Annotated in this window: 24 protein-coding genes; 9 read left to right on the forward strand and 15 right to left on the reverse strand. The window is 61.9% G+C overall.

Going from position 1 to position 20774, the window contains the following annotated elements; genetic code table 11:
- Window positions 1-56: 56 nt before the first annotated feature.
- From A3A9_RS0101135 to A3A9_RS0101145, 3 genes are all read right to left on the reverse strand, one after another.
- The gene (locus A3A9_RS0101135) at window positions 57-518 is read right to left on the reverse strand and encodes a hypothetical protein (RefSeq protein WP_082221793.1); all 462 of its coding nucleotides are present in this window, start codon (window positions 516-518) and stop codon (window positions 57-59) included.
- Between the two features lie 352 nt (window positions 519-870).
- Window positions 871-1119, reverse strand: coding sequence for a hypothetical protein (locus A3A9_RS45055; protein WP_202596341.1), 249 nt, complete (start codon window positions 1117-1119; stop codon window positions 871-873).
- A 98-nt stretch (window positions 1120-1217) separates the two neighbouring features.
- Window positions 1218-1724, reverse strand: coding sequence for a DUF1993 domain-containing protein (locus A3A9_RS0101145; protein WP_027057152.1), 507 nt, complete (start codon window positions 1722-1724; stop codon window positions 1218-1220).
- Between the two features lie 139 nt (window positions 1725-1863).
- On the opposite strand from A3A9_RS0101145, the gene A3A9_RS0101150 reads away from it, so the two are divergent.
- Window positions 1864-2916, forward strand: coding sequence for a DUF1176 domain-containing protein (locus A3A9_RS0101150; RefSeq protein WP_027057153.1), 1053 nt, complete (start codon window positions 1864-1866; stop codon window positions 2914-2916).
- Window positions 2917-2950: 34 nt separating this feature from the next.
- On the opposite strand, the gene A3A9_RS0101155 is transcribed toward A3A9_RS0101150, so the two are convergent.
- The 7 genes from A3A9_RS0101155 to A3A9_RS0101185 form a co-directional block, all read right to left on the reverse strand.
- Window positions 2951-3862, reverse strand: a complete 912-nt coding sequence (locus A3A9_RS0101155; RefSeq protein ID WP_245278953.1) for an alpha/beta hydrolase family protein — start codon at window positions 3860-3862, stop codon at window positions 2951-2953.
- Between the two features lie 185 nt (window positions 3863-4047).
- Window positions 4048-5658 (reverse strand): NTP transferase domain-containing protein, encoded by a 1611-nt coding sequence (locus A3A9_RS0101160; protein ID WP_027057155.1) that lies wholly within the window; start codon window positions 5656-5658, stop codon window positions 4048-4050.
- Window positions 5655-6359: an XdhC family protein gene (locus A3A9_RS0101165; RefSeq protein WP_027057156.1), complete on the reverse strand. Its 705-nt coding sequence runs from the start codon at window positions 6357-6359 to the stop codon at window positions 5655-5657. Before A3A9_RS0101165 ends, A3A9_RS0101160 begins: the two co-directional genes overlap by 4 nt.
- A 4-nt stretch (window positions 6360-6363) precedes the next feature.
- Entirely contained in the window at window positions 6364-6702 is a 339-nt protein-coding gene (locus tag A3A9_RS0101170) for an XdhC family protein (protein WP_027057157.1), read from the reverse strand.
- 49 nt (window positions 6703-6751) lie between these two features.
- The gene (locus tag A3A9_RS0101175) at window positions 6752-8017 is read right to left on the reverse strand and encodes a vWA domain-containing protein (RefSeq protein ID WP_027057158.1); all 1266 of its coding nucleotides are present in this window, start codon (window positions 8015-8017) and stop codon (window positions 6752-6754) included.
- Between the two features lie 5 nt (window positions 8018-8022).
- Entirely contained in the window at window positions 8023-8952 is a 930-nt protein-coding gene (locus A3A9_RS0101180; RefSeq protein ID WP_027057159.1) for an AAA family ATPase, read from the reverse strand.
- A complete protein-coding gene (locus tag A3A9_RS0101185; RefSeq protein ID WP_027057160.1) occupies window positions 8949-9476 on the reverse strand; it encodes a flavin reductase in 528 nt (175 codons plus the stop codon). The genes A3A9_RS0101180 and A3A9_RS0101185 overlap by 4 nt, the downstream gene beginning before the upstream one ends.
- A gap of 179 nt (window positions 9477-9655) precedes the next feature.
- On the opposite strand from A3A9_RS0101185, the gene A3A9_RS0101190 reads away from it, so the two are divergent.
- Both A3A9_RS0101190 and A3A9_RS0101195 read left to right on the forward strand, forming a co-directional pair.
- Window positions 9656-10729: an ABC transporter substrate-binding protein gene (locus tag A3A9_RS0101190; RefSeq protein ID WP_027057161.1), complete on the forward strand. Its 1074-nt coding sequence runs from the start codon at window positions 9656-9658 to the stop codon at window positions 10727-10729.
- Complete coding sequence (locus tag A3A9_RS0101195) at window positions 10729-11751, forward strand: P1 family peptidase (RefSeq protein ID WP_027057162.1); 1023 nt, start codon at window positions 10729-10731, stop codon at window positions 11749-11751. Before A3A9_RS0101190 ends, A3A9_RS0101195 begins: the two co-directional genes overlap by 1 nt.
- 12 nt (window positions 11752-11763) lie before the next feature.
- Here A3A9_RS0101195 and A3A9_RS0101200 read toward each other — a convergent pair whose 3' ends face one another.
- On the reverse strand, window positions 11764-12018 hold the full coding sequence (locus tag A3A9_RS0101200; protein ID WP_027057163.1) for a DUF2171 domain-containing protein: 255 nt from the start codon (window positions 12016-12018) through the stop codon (window positions 11764-11766).
- A gap of 133 nt (window positions 12019-12151) precedes the next feature.
- On the opposite strand from A3A9_RS0101200, the gene A3A9_RS0101205 reads away from it, so the two are divergent.
- From A3A9_RS0101205 to purB, 3 genes are all read left to right on the forward strand, one after another.
- Window positions 12152-12889, forward strand: coding sequence for a DUF2259 domain-containing protein (locus A3A9_RS0101205; RefSeq protein WP_027057164.1), 738 nt, complete (start codon window positions 12152-12154; stop codon window positions 12887-12889).
- A gap of 56 nt (window positions 12890-12945) precedes the next feature.
- Window positions 12946-13410, forward strand: coding sequence for a hypothetical protein (locus A3A9_RS0101210; RefSeq protein ID WP_051370718.1), 465 nt, complete (start codon window positions 12946-12948; stop codon window positions 13408-13410).
- A gap of 157 nt (window positions 13411-13567) precedes the next feature.
- Entirely contained in the window at window positions 13568-14875 is a 1308-nt protein-coding gene (gene purB / locus A3A9_RS0101215) for an adenylosuccinate lyase (protein WP_027057166.1), read from the forward strand.
- Between the two features lie 250 nt (window positions 14876-15125).
- On the opposite strand, the gene A3A9_RS0101220 is transcribed toward purB, so the two are convergent.
- A complete protein-coding gene (locus A3A9_RS0101220) occupies window positions 15126-15938 on the reverse strand; it encodes a VOC family protein (RefSeq protein WP_027057167.1) in 813 nt (270 codons plus the stop codon).
- 243 nt (window positions 15939-16181) lie between these two features.
- On the opposite strand from A3A9_RS0101220, the gene A3A9_RS0101225 reads away from it, so the two are divergent.
- Window positions 16182-16736 carry an RBBP9/YdeN family alpha/beta hydrolase gene (locus A3A9_RS0101225; RefSeq protein WP_027057168.1) on the forward strand — a complete coding sequence of 185 codons (555 nt, stop codon included), beginning with the start codon at window positions 16182-16184 and terminating at the stop codon, window positions 16734-16736.
- 17 nt (window positions 16737-16753) lie between these two features.
- Here A3A9_RS0101225 and A3A9_RS0101230 read toward each other — a convergent pair whose 3' ends face one another.
- On the reverse strand, window positions 16754-17527 hold the full coding sequence (locus A3A9_RS0101230) for an HpcH/HpaI aldolase family protein (RefSeq protein ID WP_027057169.1): 774 nt from the start codon (window positions 17525-17527) through the stop codon (window positions 16754-16756).
- Window positions 17528-17696: 169 nt separating this feature from the next.
- A complete protein-coding gene (locus A3A9_RS0101235) occupies window positions 17697-18017 on the reverse strand; it encodes a DUF1476 domain-containing protein (RefSeq protein WP_027028674.1) in 321 nt (106 codons plus the stop codon).
- A 277-nt stretch (window positions 18018-18294) separates the two neighbouring features.
- On the opposite strand from A3A9_RS0101235, the gene purC reads away from it, so the two are divergent.
- Window positions 18295-19089 (forward strand): phosphoribosylaminoimidazolesuccinocarboxamide synthase, encoded by a 795-nt coding sequence (gene purC, locus A3A9_RS0101240; protein ID WP_027057170.1) that lies wholly within the window; start codon window positions 18295-18297, stop codon window positions 19087-19089.
- A gap of 43 nt (window positions 19090-19132) precedes the next feature.
- Complete coding sequence (gene purS / locus A3A9_RS0101245) at window positions 19133-19375, forward strand: phosphoribosylformylglycinamidine synthase subunit PurS (protein ID WP_027057171.1); 243 nt, start codon at window positions 19133-19135, stop codon at window positions 19373-19375.
- On the opposite strand, the gene A3A9_RS0101250 is transcribed toward purS, so the two are convergent.
- Window positions 19376-20548 (reverse strand): hypothetical protein, encoded by a 1173-nt coding sequence (locus tag A3A9_RS0101250; protein ID WP_027057172.1) that lies wholly within the window; start codon window positions 20546-20548, stop codon window positions 19376-19378. It abuts the gene before it with no gap.
- Window positions 20549-20774 lie beyond the last annotated feature (226 nt).

Genomic DNA, 20774 nt, shown 5'->3' on the forward strand with positions numbered 1-20774 from the left:
AAGCGGAGGCGCTCTCCAAGCCTCGCCAGGCCGACTTTTGCGTGAACCAGCGGTGTTTAGCGGCGAACGCCGGCCACAGCGTGGCGCTTGGCCTCGTCGATCAGCATGTTGGCGATCTGCATGCGGATCATGGCGCGCTGGCGCAGATGCGGGGCAACGCGGTCGGGATGATTTGCGAAGGCAAAGCTGCGGCGCATGCGACTGAAATCGGCAACCTGCTTGGACTGATTGAGGCCGAGTTCGGCAGCGATCGAGTCAGGATCGATCGGCGGCAGTTTTTCCTCAGGCTTCAGCTCTTCGCCAGCCAAAGCCAGCTTGGCATGATCGAGCAAGGCCGCGAATTCGCTCGCCAGATCGGTACCTGCCTCGCGGTACTCTGCCGCTGACACCTTGATACGGCCGGAATGGAGTTCATCGGCGACCGAGAGATAGTCGAACGGAATGGACGGACGCGCGCCGGCCTCGTTGCCCTCACTGCCGTCGACCTTGTCGGAGGCAACGAAGAGGTCATCGAGCAACGATGCGAAATCGCGCTTGGCGCTGGTAGCGATGTCAGCCTCCCCCTTGCCCGACTGTTTGGCTTAGAGAGCATAGAACCGGCTCGTTAAAAATACATGGCACCGATCTTAAGGAATTTAGTCGTTGCGAGGATTACCGTCCGAGCATCAATGCCTCTCAAACAAAAAGCCGGACCGCACTTTCATGCAGTCCGGAAATTCGCCAGGAGTGGCGAGGAAAAACTAGCCATGTGCTAGCGTCGAAGCCTACGATCCGTACAGCGCAGAAGTTTCATCGGGTCGCAAAAGAATTTTATGAAAATCATCCGGACATAGCAGGCATGCAAATGCTGCACTGCACAATTGTCACGATTCACCTATATTGGCTGGCGTGGAGGACCAACCAGGAGCCTGAATCATGGGTTTCTTCACTGAAATGTTCGCCCGGCCGCGCCCAAAAGAACATCTGAGATACCGCGCGGCGCTCGCACTGCTTCACTCGATGAGCAATGCCGACCGTGCCGACATCGGCATCAAGCCCGCCGATTTTCCACGCATCGCCCGCGAAATGTCCATTGGCTAGACTCTTTGTTTTGACGCAATTCCCAAGGGAAAGCGCCATGCGCTTTTCCCGGAAAACCGCCGACACTTTTTCTGGAATTGCTCAAAGCCGTTGCGAGATGTCCCGGATCGATCCGGGACATCTCAAAGCCTGATTTCTCAGCGCGCTCCGAGGAATGTCGCCTTGCCCAGCGGCACGCCATTGTGGCGAAGGATGTCGTAGGCTGTCGTGAGATGGAAGTAGAAATTGGGCATGGCCAGATGCAGCAGATATTGCATGCCGCCCATCGAGATTTCGCGTCCGCCGAGTTTCAACTCGATCATCTTGTCGTCGGATCCGTCGATATCAGCGGCCGAAAAAGTCGCCAGAAGCGCGAGTGTCTTGGCGATCCGCGCCTCCAGATCGGCAAAGCTAGCCTCGTTGTCTTCATATTTCGGCACCTCGCGACCGGCCAGCCGCGATGGCGCCCCCTTGGCATGATCGGTCGCGATCTGCACCTGCCGGGTCAAGGCGTACATGTCGGGAGCCAGCCTTGAGGTTAGAAACACCTGTGGGTCGATCTTGCGGTCAAGCGCATTCTGTTCGGCGGCCGCCAGCACACTGGAAAGTGCTTTCAGCCTGGCTGAAAACACGGGCACGGATGCCTCATACATCGATATGGTCACGTCAAATCTCCTGTCCGGCCGAACGCCGGCTGGGGGACGTAGCGCCTGCGCGCACGATTCTTCAAGCGCCGTGAGCTCCGCGTCACCACGTCGCCGCAATCGCCGTGGTAGAATTTCCGTTATCGAGCGGAGATTCCCGATGAGACGCGTCCTTCTCGCAGCGACTGCCTTTCTCTCCCTTGCCACGACAGGCCAGATGGCGCTGGCCGCCGACGACGCGCCCGAAGTACCCTATGTTGACGACCGGTCGAGCGCAGAGGCGGTCATCCGCTCGCTCTACAGCGCCATCAACCGCCACGAATTCACTCGGGCCTGGGGGTATTATGGCGACGCCAAGCCGGCTAAGGATTTTGACACATTCGTCAAAGGCTATGACGGTACCGACAAGGTGGAAGTCGCGACCGGTGCTGTTTCAGACGAGGGTGCAGCCGGCAGCATTTTCTACAACGTGCCTGTCGCCATCCGCGCCACGGACAAGAGCGGCGACGCAAAGGTCTTTGCAGGCTGCTACACGCTGCGCCAGGTGAACGCCCAGATACAGGCGGCGCCGCCCTTTGATCCGATCCACATCGAAAAAGGCGCACTGAAACCTTCGACCGCCGATTTCGAGGAGGCTGTGCCGCCAAGCTGTGGCGACGGACCACCGCCGCCGAAGAAGGATACGGCACTTGAGCAGGCCAAGAAGGCCTTTCTGGCGACCTATGGCGATCAGTGCGACAAGGACCTTGTGGCCAATGAGCCGGAAATCTTTTCGATCAAGTACAAGGACAAGAATGCGCAGCCCGGTGATCCGGACAAGGAAACGCGGCTGTTTCATTTTTCCTGTGCGGCCGCCGCCTACAATGAGAACTCGATCTACTATATGACGGATGAGGTCGACGGCGTGCGGCAATTGCAGTTCGCCGAACCGGAGACCGATATCCGCTACGAAAACAACGACAGTGACGGCAAGCTGTTGAGCGTGACGGTGATCGGCTTCCAGACCACGGGATGGGCCACCAACTCCGACTATGACCCGGACGCCCATACGATCACCACTTTCAACAAATGGCGCGGCATCGGCGATGCCTCCGACTCCGGCACATATTTGTTCCGTAACGGTGATTTTTCGTTGGTTCAGTATGACGTCGACGCGTCCTATGATGGCGAAGAAAATCCGCAGACGATTGTCGACTACAACACCGCACCCTGAAGCGCGATACGGTTCAAGCTTTTGTGCTTTTGTATCAAGGCGCCTTCGACAGCATCCAGTTCAGCGTGCCGCGCCAGTCGATCATGCGGATGGGCGTGCCATGCGTGCCGGTCTCGAAGCGGACGAAACGGGTCGGATATGTCTTCGATCTGGCAAGGATCGAGCGGAAGAAGGCTTCCTGGTTAGCCACGGGAAAGACGACATCATGGCTTCCCTGACCGAAGAAAACCGGTACGCGGCGCTTGAAGGCAGGGCTGGCCAAAAAGCTGTCGTCCCAAAGTGAGCCGAGCAGCAGCAGCCCGTTCATGCGCCGGCCGGTATCGTCGCGAGCGGCAAGCTTCCAGCACAACGCGCCGCCCATCGAGCCGCATGCGACGAAGATTTTCGCGCCCGGCGACTGTTCGGCGTAGTGATCGATCAGAGCGGCGACCTGAGCCGCACCCTTGTCGCCGAAATCGGTAAAGTCCGGAGTGAGATAGAGGCCGCCGTTGCCGGCCATCAAATTCTTGATGCGGTTGAAATTGCCGCCGAAAGTGAAGTCGTCGACACCCTGCTTGCGACTGCCGCCCTGCCCGTGCAGGTAAAGCACAATGATGCCGGCGCCTTGCGTCTTCCCCACAGCGACGTGCCTGACATCACCGGCATCGGTCTTCAGCAGCAAATCCTGCTGTACCTTGCGCACGCCGGTGTCGGTGTATTGGGCATGCACGCGCTTCTCCGGCACCTCATCGCGCTGGTTGATGTCGCGCATCTCGCGGTAGTCGATGACCGTATAGGCGCCATTGGTGTCGGATGAGAGCGTGGCCGGATAGGCAAAGAGATCGTCCTTAAAGGGTTTTAGTTCGAGTGCATTGGCCTGGGCGGCAGAAAATAGGAAAAACAATGAAATCAGAAATGCTTGGAGCGCGACCGCCCCCCTCTGGCCTGCCGGCCATCTCCCCCTCAAGGGGGGAGATCGGATGTCACCACGGTTTTCGCTAATCGCCACCGCTGGAGGAAGAATGCCGGCGCGGAAGCTGCCAATCTCCCCCCTTGAGGGGGAGATGGCCGGCAGGCCAGAGGGGGGTAGAAGCGCAAAGGCTGGTGAACTGGAAACCATCCTTCAGCCATGCGTTTTTCAGCTTCGGTTTGTCAATCCTGCAGCACGCCGCCTGCGCCTTCGAGCGCCTCGCGAGTGTCAACATCGACAGAAGCGCCCTCGCCAATCTCGACATCGATGACATCAAGCCCTTCGGCCTCGACCAGATGGCGCGCGCCGGTGTCACCTTCGAGATGGGCGATGGCCGGGAACAGCGAACGCGGCAGGAGCACCGGGTTGCCGCGCTTGCCCTCATGCGAAGCGCGGACCACCGAATTGCCTCCGGCTTTGCGAAACGCATCGATCAGCCGGTCGAGATCGTCGGACGCAACACCCGGCATGTCTCCCAGAACGATCATCACACCGGCGACGTCCTCAGGCAGATAGGCGATACCGGCTTTCAGCGACGTGGACAGGCCGTCGGCAAAATCGGGATTGTCGGCGAAGGTGACGTCGAGGCCCGACAAAGCCGTGCGCACCCGCTCGCGCTGATGGCCGGTGACGACGATCGTACCCGAAGCCTTAGAGGCGAGTGCACGCTCGGCCGTGCGGCGCACCAGCGATTGACCGTTAAACAGCGCCAGCAGCTTGTTCGGCCCGCCCATGCGGCTCGACCGGCCAGCCGCCAGAAGCACGATCCCGACCTTCAGCTGGCTCTTGGCCGGCAGCGGTTCGCGCGGCTGCGGCCGCGTCGGGATTTCCATCAACAGCCCGCCGACCCCCATGCCGGCGATATCGCTCGCGGTGACATCGAGCCCGGCGACCAGACGGTCGAGCACCCAGTCGAAGCCGTTTTCCTTGGGGCTGCGGGCGCAGCCGGGCGCACCGATGATGCGTTTGCCGGCAAGTGTGCCGAGCACCAGCAGATTGCCGGGATCGACCGGCATGCCCGCGCGGATGACAGTACCCCCCGCCATTTCGATCGCCGCCGGAACAACATCGGCGAAATCGCTCATCGCCGAGGCGCCAAAAATCACCACCATGTCGTTGTCGCGCGCCAGCGACGCGGCAGCCTCCGCAACGGCCGTGATCTCATGCGCCGTGCGGCGCTCGGCCGTCAGCCTGCCGCCCGAGCGCGCCAGCCGCGCTTCAGTGACGCGCAAAGTCTTGTCGAGCACGCCGGGCTTGATGCCCGGCAGAACCGTCTGGATGACGCCGACGCGCACCGGTTGGTAGGCGTTGACGGCAAAGATCTCGCCACCGCCGCAGATTTTCATGGCGGTATCGACCAGCGCGGAACTGACCGCGAAAGGAATGATCTTCACCGTCGCCACCATTTGGCCTCTCTCGACCGGCGCATGTTGCGCCAGCGTGGCGATGGTGATGGCCGGATCGATGGCGTTAATGGCGTCGATCATCCCGGCGTTGACGGTGAAGATGCCCGCCGCGCCAGCATGAAGATTGACCCGTCCGGTCGCAGCCGGCCTGGCCTCGATGCCGCGAAACGCCATGCTCTGCGCGATCTTTTGCGCCGCGGCATCCTCGCTGAGATCGTCCGAGGCCAGCACGGCGGCAACGACCAGCGCAATTCCGGCACTCTTGAGTATGGAGACGTCCTCGGCGCTCAGCCTGTGCGCCTTGCGAAAGCGTTTTTCGCCGGCGGTGGTGGCGTGTGCCAGCACGGCGCCTTCGGCCGTTTCAACCGGAATGGGGCCGAATTTCACGCGGCTACGCCCTTGGCATCGACGCCGCGCGAGCGGAAGGCGTGGACGACTTGCGCCAGCACCGCCACAGCAATCTCGGCGGGGCTCGCGGCACCGATGTCGAGCCCGATCGGCGCATGGATGCGGGCGATCTGGTCCGCACTCGCGCCCAGCGCCAGCAGGCGTTCGACGCGCTTGGCGTGCGTCTTGCGGCTGCCAAGCGCCCCGACATAGAAGCAATTGGCGTCAAGCGCCGCCCTCAGCGCGAAATCGTCGATCTTCGGGTCATGGGTGACGGCGGCGAGCGCCGTATAGCTGTCGAGCGGCAGGCGCTTCAGCACATCTTCCGGCCATTCGGCATGCAGCGCGACATCGGGAAAGCGATCCGGTGTCGCAAAGGCAGTCCGCGGATCGATGATTTCGAGGGGGTAGCCGGCTATTTTCGCCATCGGCGCCAGCGCCTGGCTGATATGGACGGCACCGATCACCACGAGGCGTGGCTGCGGCAGATGCGCGTTGAGAAAGAATGTCCGCCCCTCGGCTTCGACGGAGCCGGAGCTGCCTGATCGAAACGCCCTGGCGATCGCGGCTCCGAGATCGCCGGCGACCTGGTCGCCCTCACGCACGATGCGATCACGGCCGTCACCGAGGTCGGTGACGAGGATCGCGGCGCGGCGGGCGCGGCGCTCGGCGTTGAGCGTTTTCAACGCGTAAGGGTCCATTGGATCAGCCTAATCTCTCAACATAAACCTTGATGCGGCCGCCACAGGACAGGCCGACCTGCCATGCAGTTTCGTCGGCAACGCCGAACTCCAACATTTTCGCTTTGCCCGTATCGATGACGTCGATCGCCTCCGTCACGACAGCCCCTTCGACACAACCGCCTGAGACGGAACCGTGAAAATTGCCGTCGGCGTCGATGACAAGGTGGCTGCCCACCGGGCGTGGCGCCGAACCCCAAGTCTCGACCACGGTCGCGATGGCGACATCCTTGCCGTCCTTCATCCAGCCTTCCGCGATGATCAGCGGATCACGGGCTTCATCGAGATAAATGTTGTCGCTCATTGTTGCTTCTCTCAGGGTCTGTTTTTCCAAGGAGCCGGGAAACATATGGCTATGCGGCGTGCCTCGCGCCAGCGTCCATCCATCGCCGCGGATCGACTGAAAGCGCCGACTTCTTGTCCAGCGAGGCGCAGAGGTCGGCGAGCGCATCGAGATTGTGCACCGAGCGGAATTCGTCGACATGCGGCAACATCGCCTTGACGCCGCGGGCTCGTGCCTGAAAACCGTCGAAGCGCAGCAACGGGTTGAGCCAGATCAGCCGCCGGCAGGATTTGTGCAGCCGTTCCATCTCCTCCGACAGGCCGGCGACATCGTCACGCTCCAGCCCGTCGGTGATCAGAAGCACGACTGCGCCCTGCCCCAGCACGCGCCGCGACCACAGCTTGTTGAACTCGGCCAATGTATCGCCGATGCGCGTCCCGCCGGACCAGTCCTTGACCGCCGCCGAACAGTCGGCAAGGGCGGCATCGGGATCGCGATGGCGCATCTGCCGGGTCAGGTTTGTCAGCCGCGTGCCGAAGACGAAGGTGTGCACGCGGCGGCGCTTTTCCGTCAGCGCATGCAGGAAATGCAAGAAGATGCGCGTGTACTGGCTCATCGAACCGGAAATGTCGGCCAGCACCACCAGCGGCGGGTGGACTTCGCGGGCCGAGCGGAATTTCGGCAGGATCAATTCACCGCCGGTGCGCGCAGCCGAGCGCATCATGGCGCGCGGGTCGATGCGGCGGCCATGCGCATCGGCCTTGAAGCGCCGGGTCCGCACCATGTCGACAGGCAACCGCAACGCTGCGATCGCCTTCCTGGCGTCAGCGATCTCTGCGGCATTCATCTGGGCAAAATCCTTGGCCCGCAGCACCTCGTTGCCGGAAAAGGTGAAACGGGCATCGACCTCGATCTCAGGAACTTCCTGCGCCGGCTGGTTCTTCTGGTGGCCTTCGAACATCGCCTGGCTGACGCGGTTCTCGGCCGCGCGCGGCTTCTGCTTCTCCCTGACGTCAGGCGCCACCGGCGAAAACATCGCCAGCATCTTTTCGATCAGTTCGTGCGACTTCCAGAACAGCCGGAAGGCTTCGTCGAAGATCGGGTGATCCTCGTGCCTGGAGACGAGCACAGCGTGCAGCGTCCAGTAGAAATCGTCGCGCGAGCCGATGCCGGCGGCCAGCACCGCCTCGATCGCATCCTTGACCGAGGCCGGCCCGACCCGCATGCCGGCCTTGCGCAAGGTGCGGGCAAAATAGACGATGTTGTCGGCGATGCGTCCGTCCGCCGTCGCCTCTCTGGGGTCGGCCTCTTTGGGGTAAGCACCCGGCGCCTTCATCGACGCTACTCCGCCGCCGCGAGCTCGGCCTTGACCTCGTCGAGGATACGCCGGCCCTCGCCCGCGCCGATGCGGGCAATGTCGTCCTGGTATTTCAACAGCACGCCGATCGTGTCGGACACGGTCTCTGGATCGAGCGCCACCTTGTCGAGTTCGGTCAGCGCACCGGCCCAGTCTATGGTCTCGGCGACGCCCGGCAGCTTGAACAGTTCGATCTGGCGCAGCTTCTGGATGAAGGAAACGACCTCGGCCGAAAGCCGCTGGTTGGCCCGCGGCACCTTGCGGCGCACGATCTCCAATTCGCGCTCGGCATTGGGATAGTCGACCCAGTGATAGAGGCAGCGCCGCTTGAGCGCGTCGTGGATCTCGCGGGTGCGGTTGGTGGTGATGATCACGATCGGCGGCTCTTCCGCCTTGATGGTGCCGAGCTCAGGCACTGTTACCTGGAAGTCGGACAGGATTTCGAGCAGGAAGGCCTCGAAGGCCTCGTCGGTGCGGTCAAGCTCGTCGATCAGGAAGACCGGCGCCGCACCTGCCTTGCCGGTCAGCGCATCGAGCACCGGGCGGCGGATCAGGTATTTTTCGGAGAAGACGTTGCGCTCCATGGCGGAGCGATCGACCTTGCCGGCCGCCTCCTCCATACGGATTTCGATCATCTGTGCGGCGTAATTCCACTCATAGACGGCCGAGGAGACATCGAGCCCCTCATAGCATTGCAGACGGATCAGCCGGCGGCCGAGCGCCTGCGCCAGCACCTTGGCGATCTCGGTCTTGCCGACGCCGGCCTCACCCTCGAGGAACAATGGCCGGTTCATGCGCAGCGACAAGAAAAGCACGGTCGCCAGCGACCGGTCCGCCACATAGTCCGCGCCGGTCAGGAGATCGAGCGTCTCGTCGATCGTCCGCGGCACGGGGCGCGGTTTCAGCTCGGTCATTCTTTCTCCGTTGACGCCGCCGCTCCGCTTTCCAGCACATGGTAGTCGCGGGCGTGGTAGATCAGCGGCCGCAAATTATCGCCCATGCGCAGGCCTGTCACCTTGCCAAAAAGCACACGATGGGTGGCCAGGTCCTTTGTGTCGATCAATTCGCAGTCGAACACAGCGAGCGCGCCCTTCAGCGTCGGCGCGCCAGTGGAAATCACATCCCATTCGCCGAGCGCGAAACGCTCATCCCCCGACAGGCCGGTGATGCCGGAAAAGCCAACCGACAGCGGCTGTTGATGCGAAGCCAGCGTGTTGAGGGCAAAGCGGCCGTTTTTCACGAACAGCTCGTTCTTGGCATTTTCGCGGTTGAGACAGACCAGAATGGTCGGCGGTGTGTCCGACACCGAACAGGCGGCGATCAACGTCGTGCCGCGCTTGCCGGCGGGCCCATCCGTTGTAACCACATGCACATGACCGGCAAAATGGCTCATCGCGTCGCGATAGGCCTGCGGTCCAATATCGTTCTTCTTCAGCACCGGGAATATTCCATAGCCAGCATCTCCTGACATATATGGCCAGACATGACACGCCACAAGCGAAGTGGCTGAAGCGTATCCCGAAATTCGCGTGTTGCGCCAAAGCCGGGCAGCCTTTAGGTCTTGGCGGCAAATCGTGCCAAAAGCATAAGACCGGCACAAAGGACGCCATCGCTCGAATGCGACCCGGGACAAGAACAATAACGGCGCTGTTCTGGCTGTTTGCGGCCGGCGGTGCGCATGCCGCGACGCTGCTGGTCGGCGTCGCCGCGCCCTTGTCTGGACCTTCAGCCATCCTTGGCAAACAGATCGAGCTTGGCACCGGCCTGGCGGCGCAAGCGAACGGCATCGAACTCAAGACCGTGGACGACGCCTGCACCGCCGATGGGGGTGCTGCCGCGGCCAGGGATTTTGCGGCAGCCAAGGTCAATGTCGTGGTCGGCTTCCTCTGCACCGACGCCATCGAGGCGGCGATGCCGATCCTGAAGGACGCCAATATCCCGGTCATCACCGTCGGCGTGCGCACCGAAAGCCTGACCGACCGCCGCGCCAAGACCGGCTGGCCGGTCTATCGGCTCGGGCCGCGTGGCGACGACGAGCGCAACGCGGTGGCCACCAGCCTCACCCACCTTTGGCAGAACGAACTGTTCGCCATCATCGACGACGGTACCATCTATGGCCGCGAGATGGCCGAGACACTTCGCGCGGCGGCCGAGCAGGCAGCGCTGAAACCGGTCTTCGTCGACACGTTCAGGCCGCAGCTCGACAACCAGATCGGCCTGGTCGGCCGGCTGAAAAAGGCCGGCGCCACACATGTCTTTGCCGGGGGCGACGGCGACGACATCGCCATTATGGGTCGCGATGCCGCGCAGCTCCAGGCCGGCATCGTCTTTGCGGGCGGTGAAAACCTGCGCACCCCGCCGGGCGACGTTCCCTATGCCTTTGGCACGTTGATGATCGCGCCGCCTGAATGGGCCGACATCGCCGATCCAAAAGTGCTGGAAAGCTTCTCCGCGCAGAAGATCGCGCCGGACGGTTACACGCTGCCGGCCTACGCGGCGATCGAGATCGCCGAGGCGGCGACGGCTTTGTCCGAGAGCTCCGGCAAGCCGCTGGCCGAGGCGCTGACCGGGCAAGATTTCACCACCGCGATCGGGCCGATCCGCTTCGATGCCAAGGGCGACCTCAGCCAGAGCCCCTACCGCGTCTTCCGCTTCGACGGCACGCGCTTCGTGCCTTTGGAAAGCAATTGATGTTCCGCACCGGCCCGCGCAACCTGATCACTGACGTTGCCGGCCTGCGCGTTGGCAATGCTTCCGACGCCAAGCTGAAGTCCGGCGTGACATCAGTGCTTTGCGACCAGCCGGCCGTGGCCGGGGTCCAGATCCTGGGTGGCGCGCCGGGCACCCGCGAGACCGACCTGCTCGAACCGCACAATTCCGTCGAGGCTGTGCACGCCATAGTGCTTTCGGGCGGTTCGGCCTTCGGCCTCGATGCTGCATCCGGCGTGCAGGCGGCGCTGCGCGAGCGCGGCATCGGGCTGGAGGTGGGCGGTTTTCGCGTGCCGATCGTGCCGACAGCAATCCTCTTTGACCTGCGCAATGGCGGCGACAAGGATTGGGGCCGCTACCCGCCCTACCGCGACCTCGGCTATGAGGCAGCGCAAGATGCCGGGCTTGATTTCCAGCTCGGCACGATCGGCGCTGGCACGGGTGCGCTGACCTCAGGGCTCAAAGGGGGTCTCGGCTCGGCCTCGACGCTGCTCGACAGTGGCGTCACCATCGGCGCGCTGGCAGCCGTCAATCCGACTGGCTCGGTGACCGTCAGCCGCACCCGACATTTCTGGGCGGCACCTTTCGAGATTGGTGATGAATTTGGCGGGCTCGGCTATCCCTCGCCAATGCCTGACGATGCGAAACGCATTCTGTTGAAGTATCGGGACAAGCGCGTCGCCGCGAAGACGGAGACCGGCGGCAACACAACCATCGCCGTCATCGCCACGGACGCGGTTCTCACCAAGGCTGCGGCCAAACGCCTAGCTATATCGGCGCATGACGGATTCGTTCGCGCCATCTGGCCGACGCATACGCCGGCCGATGGCGATCTGGCGTTTGCACTGGCGACCGGCACGAGTGGCATCGAACTTACGGCCGACGCAGCGATCGACCTCTACGCCGCTGCCGGCGCCACCATGGCGCGCGCCATCAGTCGAGGCGTGTTTGCCGCGACGCCAGCCGACAACGATCTTTTTCCGGTCTGGTCGTCGCGTCGCTAGCCGAACCGCCGATCAGACCGGATCGGATTTTTCTTCTTCGAAGGTCACCGCGACATCGGAATTCGCGGACAGCCACACCTTCTTGCCGTCGACCTCGGCAACCAAGGCCAGGGAAATGTAGTGGTGATGCCCCTTGTGAGCGCCCTCGCCGCTGTCGGCCTTGGTCAGCTTGATGCGCTCACCGTCGACCTTGTCGACAGTGCCGACATGCACGCCATCGGCGCCAACGACTTCCATATGTTCACGAATTTTGCTGGTGTCGGTCATGGTGGTTCTCCATTGGGGACTGCCGACAATAACAAATGACGAGCCGATTGGATGCATCGGCTTCTGACCCGCACGACGTTTTGAATTCGTCGTGCTAGGGATTGAACGATTGCGGCTGCCGGAGTGAAAAATGGTGCGAATGCTTTTCCTGTTTGCCGTTTCCCTGGCCGCTTCCTTGGCCGCACAGTTTGCGGCGTCGATCGGCGCCCGGGCCGGCGATGTCGCCGAGCTTGAAATCCTTGGCTTCACAAAGGACGGCGGCGTTTTCGCCTTTGAGGAATACGGCGTCCAGGACGGGTCGGGTTTTCCCTATGCCAACCGCTATTACATCGACACCAGCAATGACAGCTTTCTCCAGGGCACGCCGATCAGGGTCCGGCTCGACGACGAGAATGCCAAACTGGACGCTGCCCGCCTCCAGGCGCGGCAGAAAGGCGAGGCCGTTGTCAGCCAAGCCGAGCTGAGTGCCAACCGCGGCATCACCGCCGGTTTCAACCCGGTGACCGAGCTTTCGGCCGATCCGCACCGCATAGTGGTCAATCCGCGGCCGATCTTTTCTCCGGTCGACCAGCCACTCGAGTTCCGGCTGGACGAGATCGGCATGAACAACACCGAAGGCTGCGAGAGCCAGGGCGAGATCAATGGCTTCCGGCTGCTGCGCATCGAGGCGCAGGATGGCGGCGCCACCAAATTGCTGCACGAGGACAAGTCGATCCCCAAGAGCCGGGGCTGCCCGAACGGCTACCGGATCGGTGCGGTCCAGACATTCTCCATGGATAGCCTCAGCGCCTATGGGGTGCTGATCGCGGTGCGCCAATATGGCTTCGAGGGGCCGGACTATCGCTGGATCGCCGTGACCGGCCGCCTGTGACACCGCTTGTTCAACCCGCCAGGCGCAATCGTGCCCTGGGCCGCCTGCGCCATGCGATGCCAACGCTGCGCACAACGCTTTTCGGGGCCTTGCTATGGGCCGGCACGATGGGCGCCAGCGCGCTCGTCAACCTGTTGCAGGACAATTGGGTAACGCCGGACAAGATCCGCACCGTATCGCTGCTGTTTGCGGGCGGCGGCGCCCTGGCCTTTCCGGTTGGCCTGTTCGCGGCACGGCTGGTTTCGCTCGGAAGGGGCTGGGAGGTTGCCTTCGCGGCGACATTGGTGGGCCTTGCCGCCGCAACGATCGGCCTGACCGCCGGCCTTTATGCACTGCAATACCGATCCTACTATGCCGAATGGCATGCACCCGCCCTCACTCTCGAATGGGGGTTCCAATTCGTCTTCACGATGGCGGTGGCGTTCTACCAGTTCGTGGTGCTGGGTATCAGGCTTTATGTTCCACTGGGTTTCGTCGCCTTGTTTGCCGCGGGCCTCTGGTTTGCGCGGCAGCAACGTTGAGCATTTGGTTCGCCTCTGTTAGGACGCGGGCTAACCCAGAGCGGTTCAGCGTTTGGCAGAACCGCCGACCCGCTCTAATTCCTTCTTTTCGCAATTCCTGTGGGAAAACCGCTGCGCACTTTTCCAGGAATTGCCCTAGATACATCAGGACTGACCGATGATCCCTCGCTATTCCCGGCCGGAAATGGTCGCCATCTGGTCGCCCGAAACCCGGTTTCGCATCTGGTTCGAAATCGAGGCCCATGCCTGCGATGCGCTGGCAGAACTCGGCGTCATCCCGAAAGCGGCCGCGAAAACCATCTGGGAAAAGGGCAGCGCGGCGAAATTCAACGTCGAGAAGATCGACGAGATCGAGCGCGTCACCAAGCATGACGTCATCGCCTTCCTGACCCATCTTGCCGAATTCGTCGGACCGGACGCGCGCTTCATCCACCAAGGTATGACCTCTTCGGATGTTCTGGACACCTGTTTTGCCGTCCAGCTCACCCGGGCCAGCGACATCCTGCTTGCCGACATCGACGGTCTGCTTGCCGCCCTCAAGCGCCGCGCCTTCGAGCACAAGGACACCGTCACCATCGGCCGCAGCCACGGCATCCACGCCGAGCCGACAACCTTCGGCATCAAGCTGGCGCAGGCCTATGCCGAGTTCTCGCGCTGCCGCGAGCGGTTGGTTCACGCACGCGAGGACATTGCCACCTGCGCGATTTCAGGCGCCGTCGGCACCTTTGCCAACATCGAGCCCTATGTCGAAGAGCATGTCGCGGCAAAGCTAGGGCTGAAGCCGGAGCCGGTGTCGACGCAGGTCATCCCGCGCGATCGCCATGCCATGTTCTTTGCCACGCTCGGCGTCATCGCCTCGTCGATGGAGCGGCTGGCGACCGAGATCCGCCATCTGCAGCGCACCGAGGTGCTGGAAGCGGAAGAGTATTTTTCGCCGGGCCAGAAAGGCTCGTCGGCAATGCCGCACAAGCGCAACCCGGTGCTGACGGAAAACCTCACCGGCCTTGCCCGTATGGTGCGCTCCATGGCGTTGCCGGCGATGGAGGATGTGGCGCTCTGGCACGAGCGCGACATCTCGCACTCGTCAGTCGAGCGCATGATCGGTCCGGACGCCACGGTGACGCTCGATTTCGCACTGTCGCGGCTGACCGGCGTTATCGACAAGCTGGTCGTCTATCCCGAGAACATGCTGAAGAACATGAACAAGTTCCGCGGCCTGGTGCATTCGCAACGCGTGATGCTGGCGCTGACGCAGGCCGGCCTGTCGCGCGAGGACTCCTACCGGCTGGTACAGCGCAACGCCATGAGGGTGTGGGAGCAAGGCGCTGATTTCCTTGAGGAACTTTTGGCCGACAAGGAAGTTACGGCGGCATTGCCCGAGGCAGAGATCCGCGAGAAATTCGACCTGGGCTACCACACCAAGCATGTCGATACGATTTTCAGGCGGGTGTTCGGGGAGGCGTGAGGTAAGGCGCTATATCGTCGCTGGCGTCAAGCTGGACCACCCCTCATCCGACCTCGCTTCGCGAGGCCACCTTCTCCCACAAGGGGAGAAAGGAAAACTGCGGCAACCTTGCCGCCAATCATTAGCGATTGAGGTTTGCTAGTCTAGCCGCGAGCGGCTGACTTTACCTTCTCCCCTCGTGGGAGAAGGTGGATCGGCGCGCAGCGCCGAGACGGATGAGGGGTGCTCCAGCTTGGCGCTGCCCCTCAAATCACGCCTTGCCAGGCACGGTCCTGATCACCGTGCCCCACGGGTCCTCACGGCTGCTCTCGCTGACAACATTGTCCGAACGCATCTCGACCCAGGCAAGTCCCGACCGGCTCGGATCGCGGCGGCCGGCTCCGGGACTCTGCCAGGCGTTCGCGCCGATATGGTGATGATAACCGCCCGACGACAGGAAAACCGCCTGGCCGCCGTATTTGGCGACTGTGTCGAAGCCGAACTCCTTGTTCCACCACGCCTCTGCCTCTTCCGGCCTGCCGACGCGCAGATGGACGTGGCCGACAATGCTGTTTTCCGGCGCACCCTGCCAGCCGGCATCACCGGCCGGCACGCTGCCAACGACCGCGGGAATGTTCATGCGTTCCGTTGCCATCGCCACCTTGTCGCCGTTCCACTTCCAGTCCTGCGGACGGCGGTCGGCATAGATTTCGATGCCATTGCCCTCGGGGTCGGTCAGGTACAGGGCTTCGCTGACCAGATGGTCCGAAGCACCCTCGATGGCGATCTTGTCTGATATGGCATGGCTGATCCAGCGACCGAGATCGGCGCGGCTGGGCAGCAGGAAAGCCGTGTGGAACAGGCCTGCGCTGCGCGGATCGTCCGGCTTGGCCGAAGCATCAGCCTCGATGACCAGCAGTGGGCGGCTGCCGGCGCCGAGCGTGATGGCGCCATCGGCACGGCTCAATTCCTGCAGCCCAACGACTTTGCGGTAATAGGCAGCGAGGCTTTCGGCATCACGCGCCTTCAGCCCGACGCGGGCAACGCTCACCGGCGTGGTGGCGGCAAATGGCAGTTCGCTCATCATTGTCTCCGTTGCGGCAACGCTTGATGAAGCTCCCAAAGTCAGGAGCCCGGCGCCGCCGATCAATGTACGTCGTGTCAGTGCCAAAACCCGGCCCCCACGGCTGTTTCTCTCCTGACGACAGATCGTCTATTGCGATCGTTCACACAAGACAGCGAAAGGCGAACATGGTGTTCACCATTGCGAGCAGGAACGTGGCCATCACCGGTTGCATGAGGCAATCGGGCTCGCTATCTCAGCGCCATGAAAGTCAAAGACGCAGATATCCTGATCGTGCCGGGCTACACCAATTCCGGGCCTGAGCACTGGCAGACCCGTTGGCAATCGAAACTGTCGACGGCGCGTCGTGTCGAACAGGCGGAATGGTCGAAACCGGTGCGCGAGGATTGGACGGCGAGCGTGGCCAAAGCGGTCAGCGAAGCCGAGAGGCCGGTCGTCATCGTCGCCCATTCGCTGGGGGTCGCCGCCGCGGTACAGGCCATTCCGCGATTCGTGAAGCCGGTTGCCGGCGCCTTCTTCGTGGCACCGCCCGATGTCGCCAATCCCAAGATCAAGCCAAAGCACCTTATGACCTTTGGCCCCTATCCGCGCGACCCGCTGCCTTTTCCATCGATCGTGATCGCCAGCCGCAACGACCCGTTCTGCGCCTTCGATGTCGCCGAGGACATTGCCGGGGCCTGGGGCTCGCTGTTCATCGATGCCGGCGAGACCGGCCATCTCAATGCGGATTCGGGCTTCGGTCCGTGGCCCGAAGGATCCATGACCTTCGCCAAGTTCCTCACCGATCTGAAGGCGTAGTTTCTTCGGGCGCCTCGTCAGCCGCCGATCGAATCCTTGATGCCCTTCAGCAGGGTCTTTGCGCCCAGCGAAATCACCGCATGCTCGGACCCGGTGGCCAGCAGGCTGTAACCCATCGCCACGACACGGCCGGCAATTGCTGGTTCGACGACATAGATAGCGGCATGTTTACCGGCCTTGCGGGTGCGCTCGGCGACCGATGCTATCGTCTCCATCATGCTTTCCAGCGTCGAATTGACGGTCGTGCCGTTGCTCCAGGCGATCGAGAAATCCGACGGTCCCAGGAAAATGCCGTCAATGCCCGGCGTGTCGAGAATGCCGTCGAGCGCGTCAAGCGCGGCACGCGTCTCGACCATGGCGAAGGCCATGGTGCGCTGGTTGGTGTCACGCAGCCATTCGGCGTAGTCGCCCTTGCCATGGCGTGGAAAGGCGTATGTGGGACCCCAGGAGCGCTCGCCGAGAGGCGGATATTTCATCGCGGCGGCAAACAGCTTTGCATCGGCGACCGAGTTCACCATCGGCGCGATGACCGCCTCGGCGCCGAAATCGAGCGCCCGGCTTGCCATGTCGAAACGGCCGACGGGAATGCGCACCAGCGCTGGTTTGTTTGCCGCGAGCACGGGCACGAGACCGCGCAGCACGCTGTCCTCATGATGGCCGCCATGCTGCATGTCGAGCGTGACCGCATCGAAGCCCTGCTTGGCGAGGATTTCGACGGTCAGGGCGTCCGGCACGCCCGACCAAGCGGTGATCAGCGTTTCATCGGCGGCAAGGCGGGACTTCAGGGACATCAATCTCTTTCCTCGTTAACTCTGGGGAGTTTCAGCCGGAAACGGCGACAAAGGCAAAGAAAAACCGCCCGGCTTGGCCGAGCGGTCGATTGGTCCAGTCATTCCTGGTCTGTCGCAGGTTCTGGCGCAAAACCGTGGGACACTTTTGCGGAACCTGCTCCGGCCCGGATCAGGTGTTCTTGATCTGCTCGATCGCCTGCGCCATCAGTTCGTCCATGGTGCGGCGGATCTGGTGGTCCGACTGCTCGACGCCAGCGGCATCGAAATCCCGGCGGATCTTGCGGAACACGTCATGGTCGCCAGCCTCCTCAATGTCGGAGACAACCACTTCCTTGGCATAGGCATCAGCGTCCGCCCCCGACTTTCCGAGCTTTTCGGCGGCCCACAGGCCAAGCGCCTTGTTGCGGCGCGCCGAGGCCTTGAACCGAAGCTCCTCGTCGAAAGCGAATTTGCGCTCGAAGCCTTCTTCGCGGTCTTTCATGCTGCTCATGGCGTCCCTCCGGGTCAAATTCGATTCGTTTGCAAAAGGATATGTGTGTTGCCAAAGCACAAACCAAAAGGTCGCGGGCCGGTCAATATGCTTCATCGCATGCTGCGCTGCGGCATTTCAGTCCCGAAAGCGGTTGGTTGAAAGGATTTGCCGATTGAGCAAACGATGTGATTGGGATAGACCCGGCATTGAACCCAACCGTCGCCACAACTAATTTAGGCAGACGGACAGGAACTGGTCTCTTGCCGCCTGCCCGCAAATCCAGAGAAAAATTCAGATGAAAAATCGCCGCCGCATTTATGAAGGCAAGGCCAAGATCCTCTATGAGGGACCGGAACCCGGCACGCTGATCCAGTTCTTCAAGGACGACGCGACCGCGTTCAACAAGAAGAAACACGAGATCATCGACGGCAAGGGTGTGCTCAACAACCGCATTTCCGAGTACATCTTCAACCACTTGAACCGCATGGGCATCCCGACCCACTTCATCCGCCGGCTCAACATGCGTGAGCAGCTGATCAAGGAAGTCGAGATCATCCCGCTTGAAGTGGTGGTGCGCAACGTCGCCGCCGGCTCGCTGTCCAAGCGCCTCGGCATCGAGGAAGGCACCGTTTTGCCGCGCTCGATCATCGAATTCTATTACAAGGCCGACGCGCTCGACGATCCGATGGTGTCGGAAGAACATATCACCGCCTTCGGCTGGGCAAGCCCGCAGGAGATCGACGACGTCATGGCGCTGGCCATACGCGTCAACGACTTCCTCTCCGGCCTCTTCATGGGCGTCGGCATCCAGCTCGTCGACTTCAAGATCGAGTGCGGCCGCCTGTTCGAAGGCGACATGATGCGCATCGTCGTCGCCGACGAGATTTCGCCGGATTCCTGCCGCCTGTGGGACGTGGCAACGCAGGACAAGCTCGACAAGGATCGTTTCCGCCGCGACATGGGCGGCCTCGTCGAGGCCTACCAGGAAGTTGCCCGCCGCCTCGGCATCATGAACGAGAACGAGCCGCCGCGCCCGACCGGCCCGGTGCTTGTCGCGTCGACCGACGGCGTCAAAGGCAAGCCGCACTGATAGCGGCTTGCAACCCGATACTTAGAACAGGAGCATGTCCAGCGTGATCAAGGCCCGCATTACCGTAACCCTCAAGAACGGTGTTCTCGACCCGCAAGGCAAGGCGATCGAACATGCATTGTCAGGCCTGGGCTTCGGCGGGGTCGGCGCGGTGCGGCAAGGCAAGGTGTTCGATGTCGAACTAGCAGAAAGCGACAAGGCCAAGGCCGAGGCCGATCTCAAGGCCATGTGCGACAAGCTGCTGGCGAATACGGTGATCGAGAATTATAGTGTAGCCATCGCCTGACTAAGCTTGGCGCGGGATTCGCGGCTTGCGCAGCCATAAATAGCAGATGGCTGCTGCGCTCGCCAAAGTCACTAGCAGCTTATAGGTCATTCGCTCGACGTCACCGGCATCGAAAATCTTGTCGATCAATCCGTATCTGGTCGGGTCGCGAAGCACTTCGATCTCGGTCCCGATCGATGTCGGCATCCTCATATAAAAATCGTCATCCACGGCGAACGTGAACTCGTTGCCGTCCGGAGCTCGGTAGGCAATTTTCGCGGTCGGAATTTTCGTAACGCGCCAAGCACCGCCGCCGGGCGCTGGAGCCGATGGAATTTCGGTTGAGTCGGCAGAGCAGTCGATGCGGGAACGCTCCACCCAATTCCGCCTGACTTTCACTTCCAACGCGCATTGCAGGCCGGTGTCGACCACATTTGCCTTTTGTCGCTCCCAGGTGAAGGTATGGACGAACCGGGTAACGGCGGGTCCGATCGACCACGCACCGAGGACAAATAGCAGCGCCGCCAGCCCGGTCACGGCAATTTTGATCACCAGACGGATGGCTCCCAGGCCCGTTTTCGCCCGCTCCGTTGCCGCCAATTGGACTGCCCTGATCCGCGGATCGTCAGAAAGCTGGTTCGGGTCGCGGTTTTCGGCAATCATCCACCGGACACTCAGCAGAACAAGGATGTTCACCCAACCCAGCAGAAGCGCAATCAGGAGCTGTATGTGCAATCGGTAGAAGATCGTTTGAAAGCTCGTCGCGCAAGCGGTGGCGAGATCCATGCGCGAAATGCCGCGACGCCCGCCGGTGTACCAGGCGCCATCCCCAGAGATGAGCGGAAACAGCAAGAGCGCGGCAAGGAACATCCCGATCAGCAGTTGCTTCCGGTAGACCCCGAGGCTTCTCTTGTAGCTGAAGATATCCAGCACATTCGACGCCACCAGGCCCACGGAAACAATTCCCAGGCCGACCGACAGAGCCGTGTCCGCCATCAGCAGATTTGCAAACGAGGCGGCGCAGCCAGCCAAATCCACCTCAAAGGAAAGCCAGACGGAAAACGACGATCGCATGGATGCGGGAGCGTCCCAGAACGACATTCCCGCGAAGGCGACAAGCGCCGCCACGATGGTCGTCGCCGTCCACATCGCCCGCTTTTTGTATTCCAGCTCCCTATTCTTGCCGTAATCCATGAAATCCTCATGCTAGTAAAATATATACTCCGTTGTATAGCAATATCGTTAAAAACTTTTATTATACCGCAAATATCCGGCAACCAAACGGGCCGAAGCAAAGCGTATGGCTAACCGTTTACTAAGCAGTCGGGTTGACATTCCGAGGCGGCGGCTTCGCCGGTTCCAAGGCATGTTTGACCGAAGTGTGCGACCTCGCTAAACACGGGCCTGCGCTCTGCATCGG

It is taken from the genome of Mesorhizobium loti CJ3sym (assembly GCF_000472785.1).
Lineage (GTDB): Bacteria > Pseudomonadota > Alphaproteobacteria > Rhizobiales > Rhizobiaceae > Mesorhizobium > Mesorhizobium loti_E.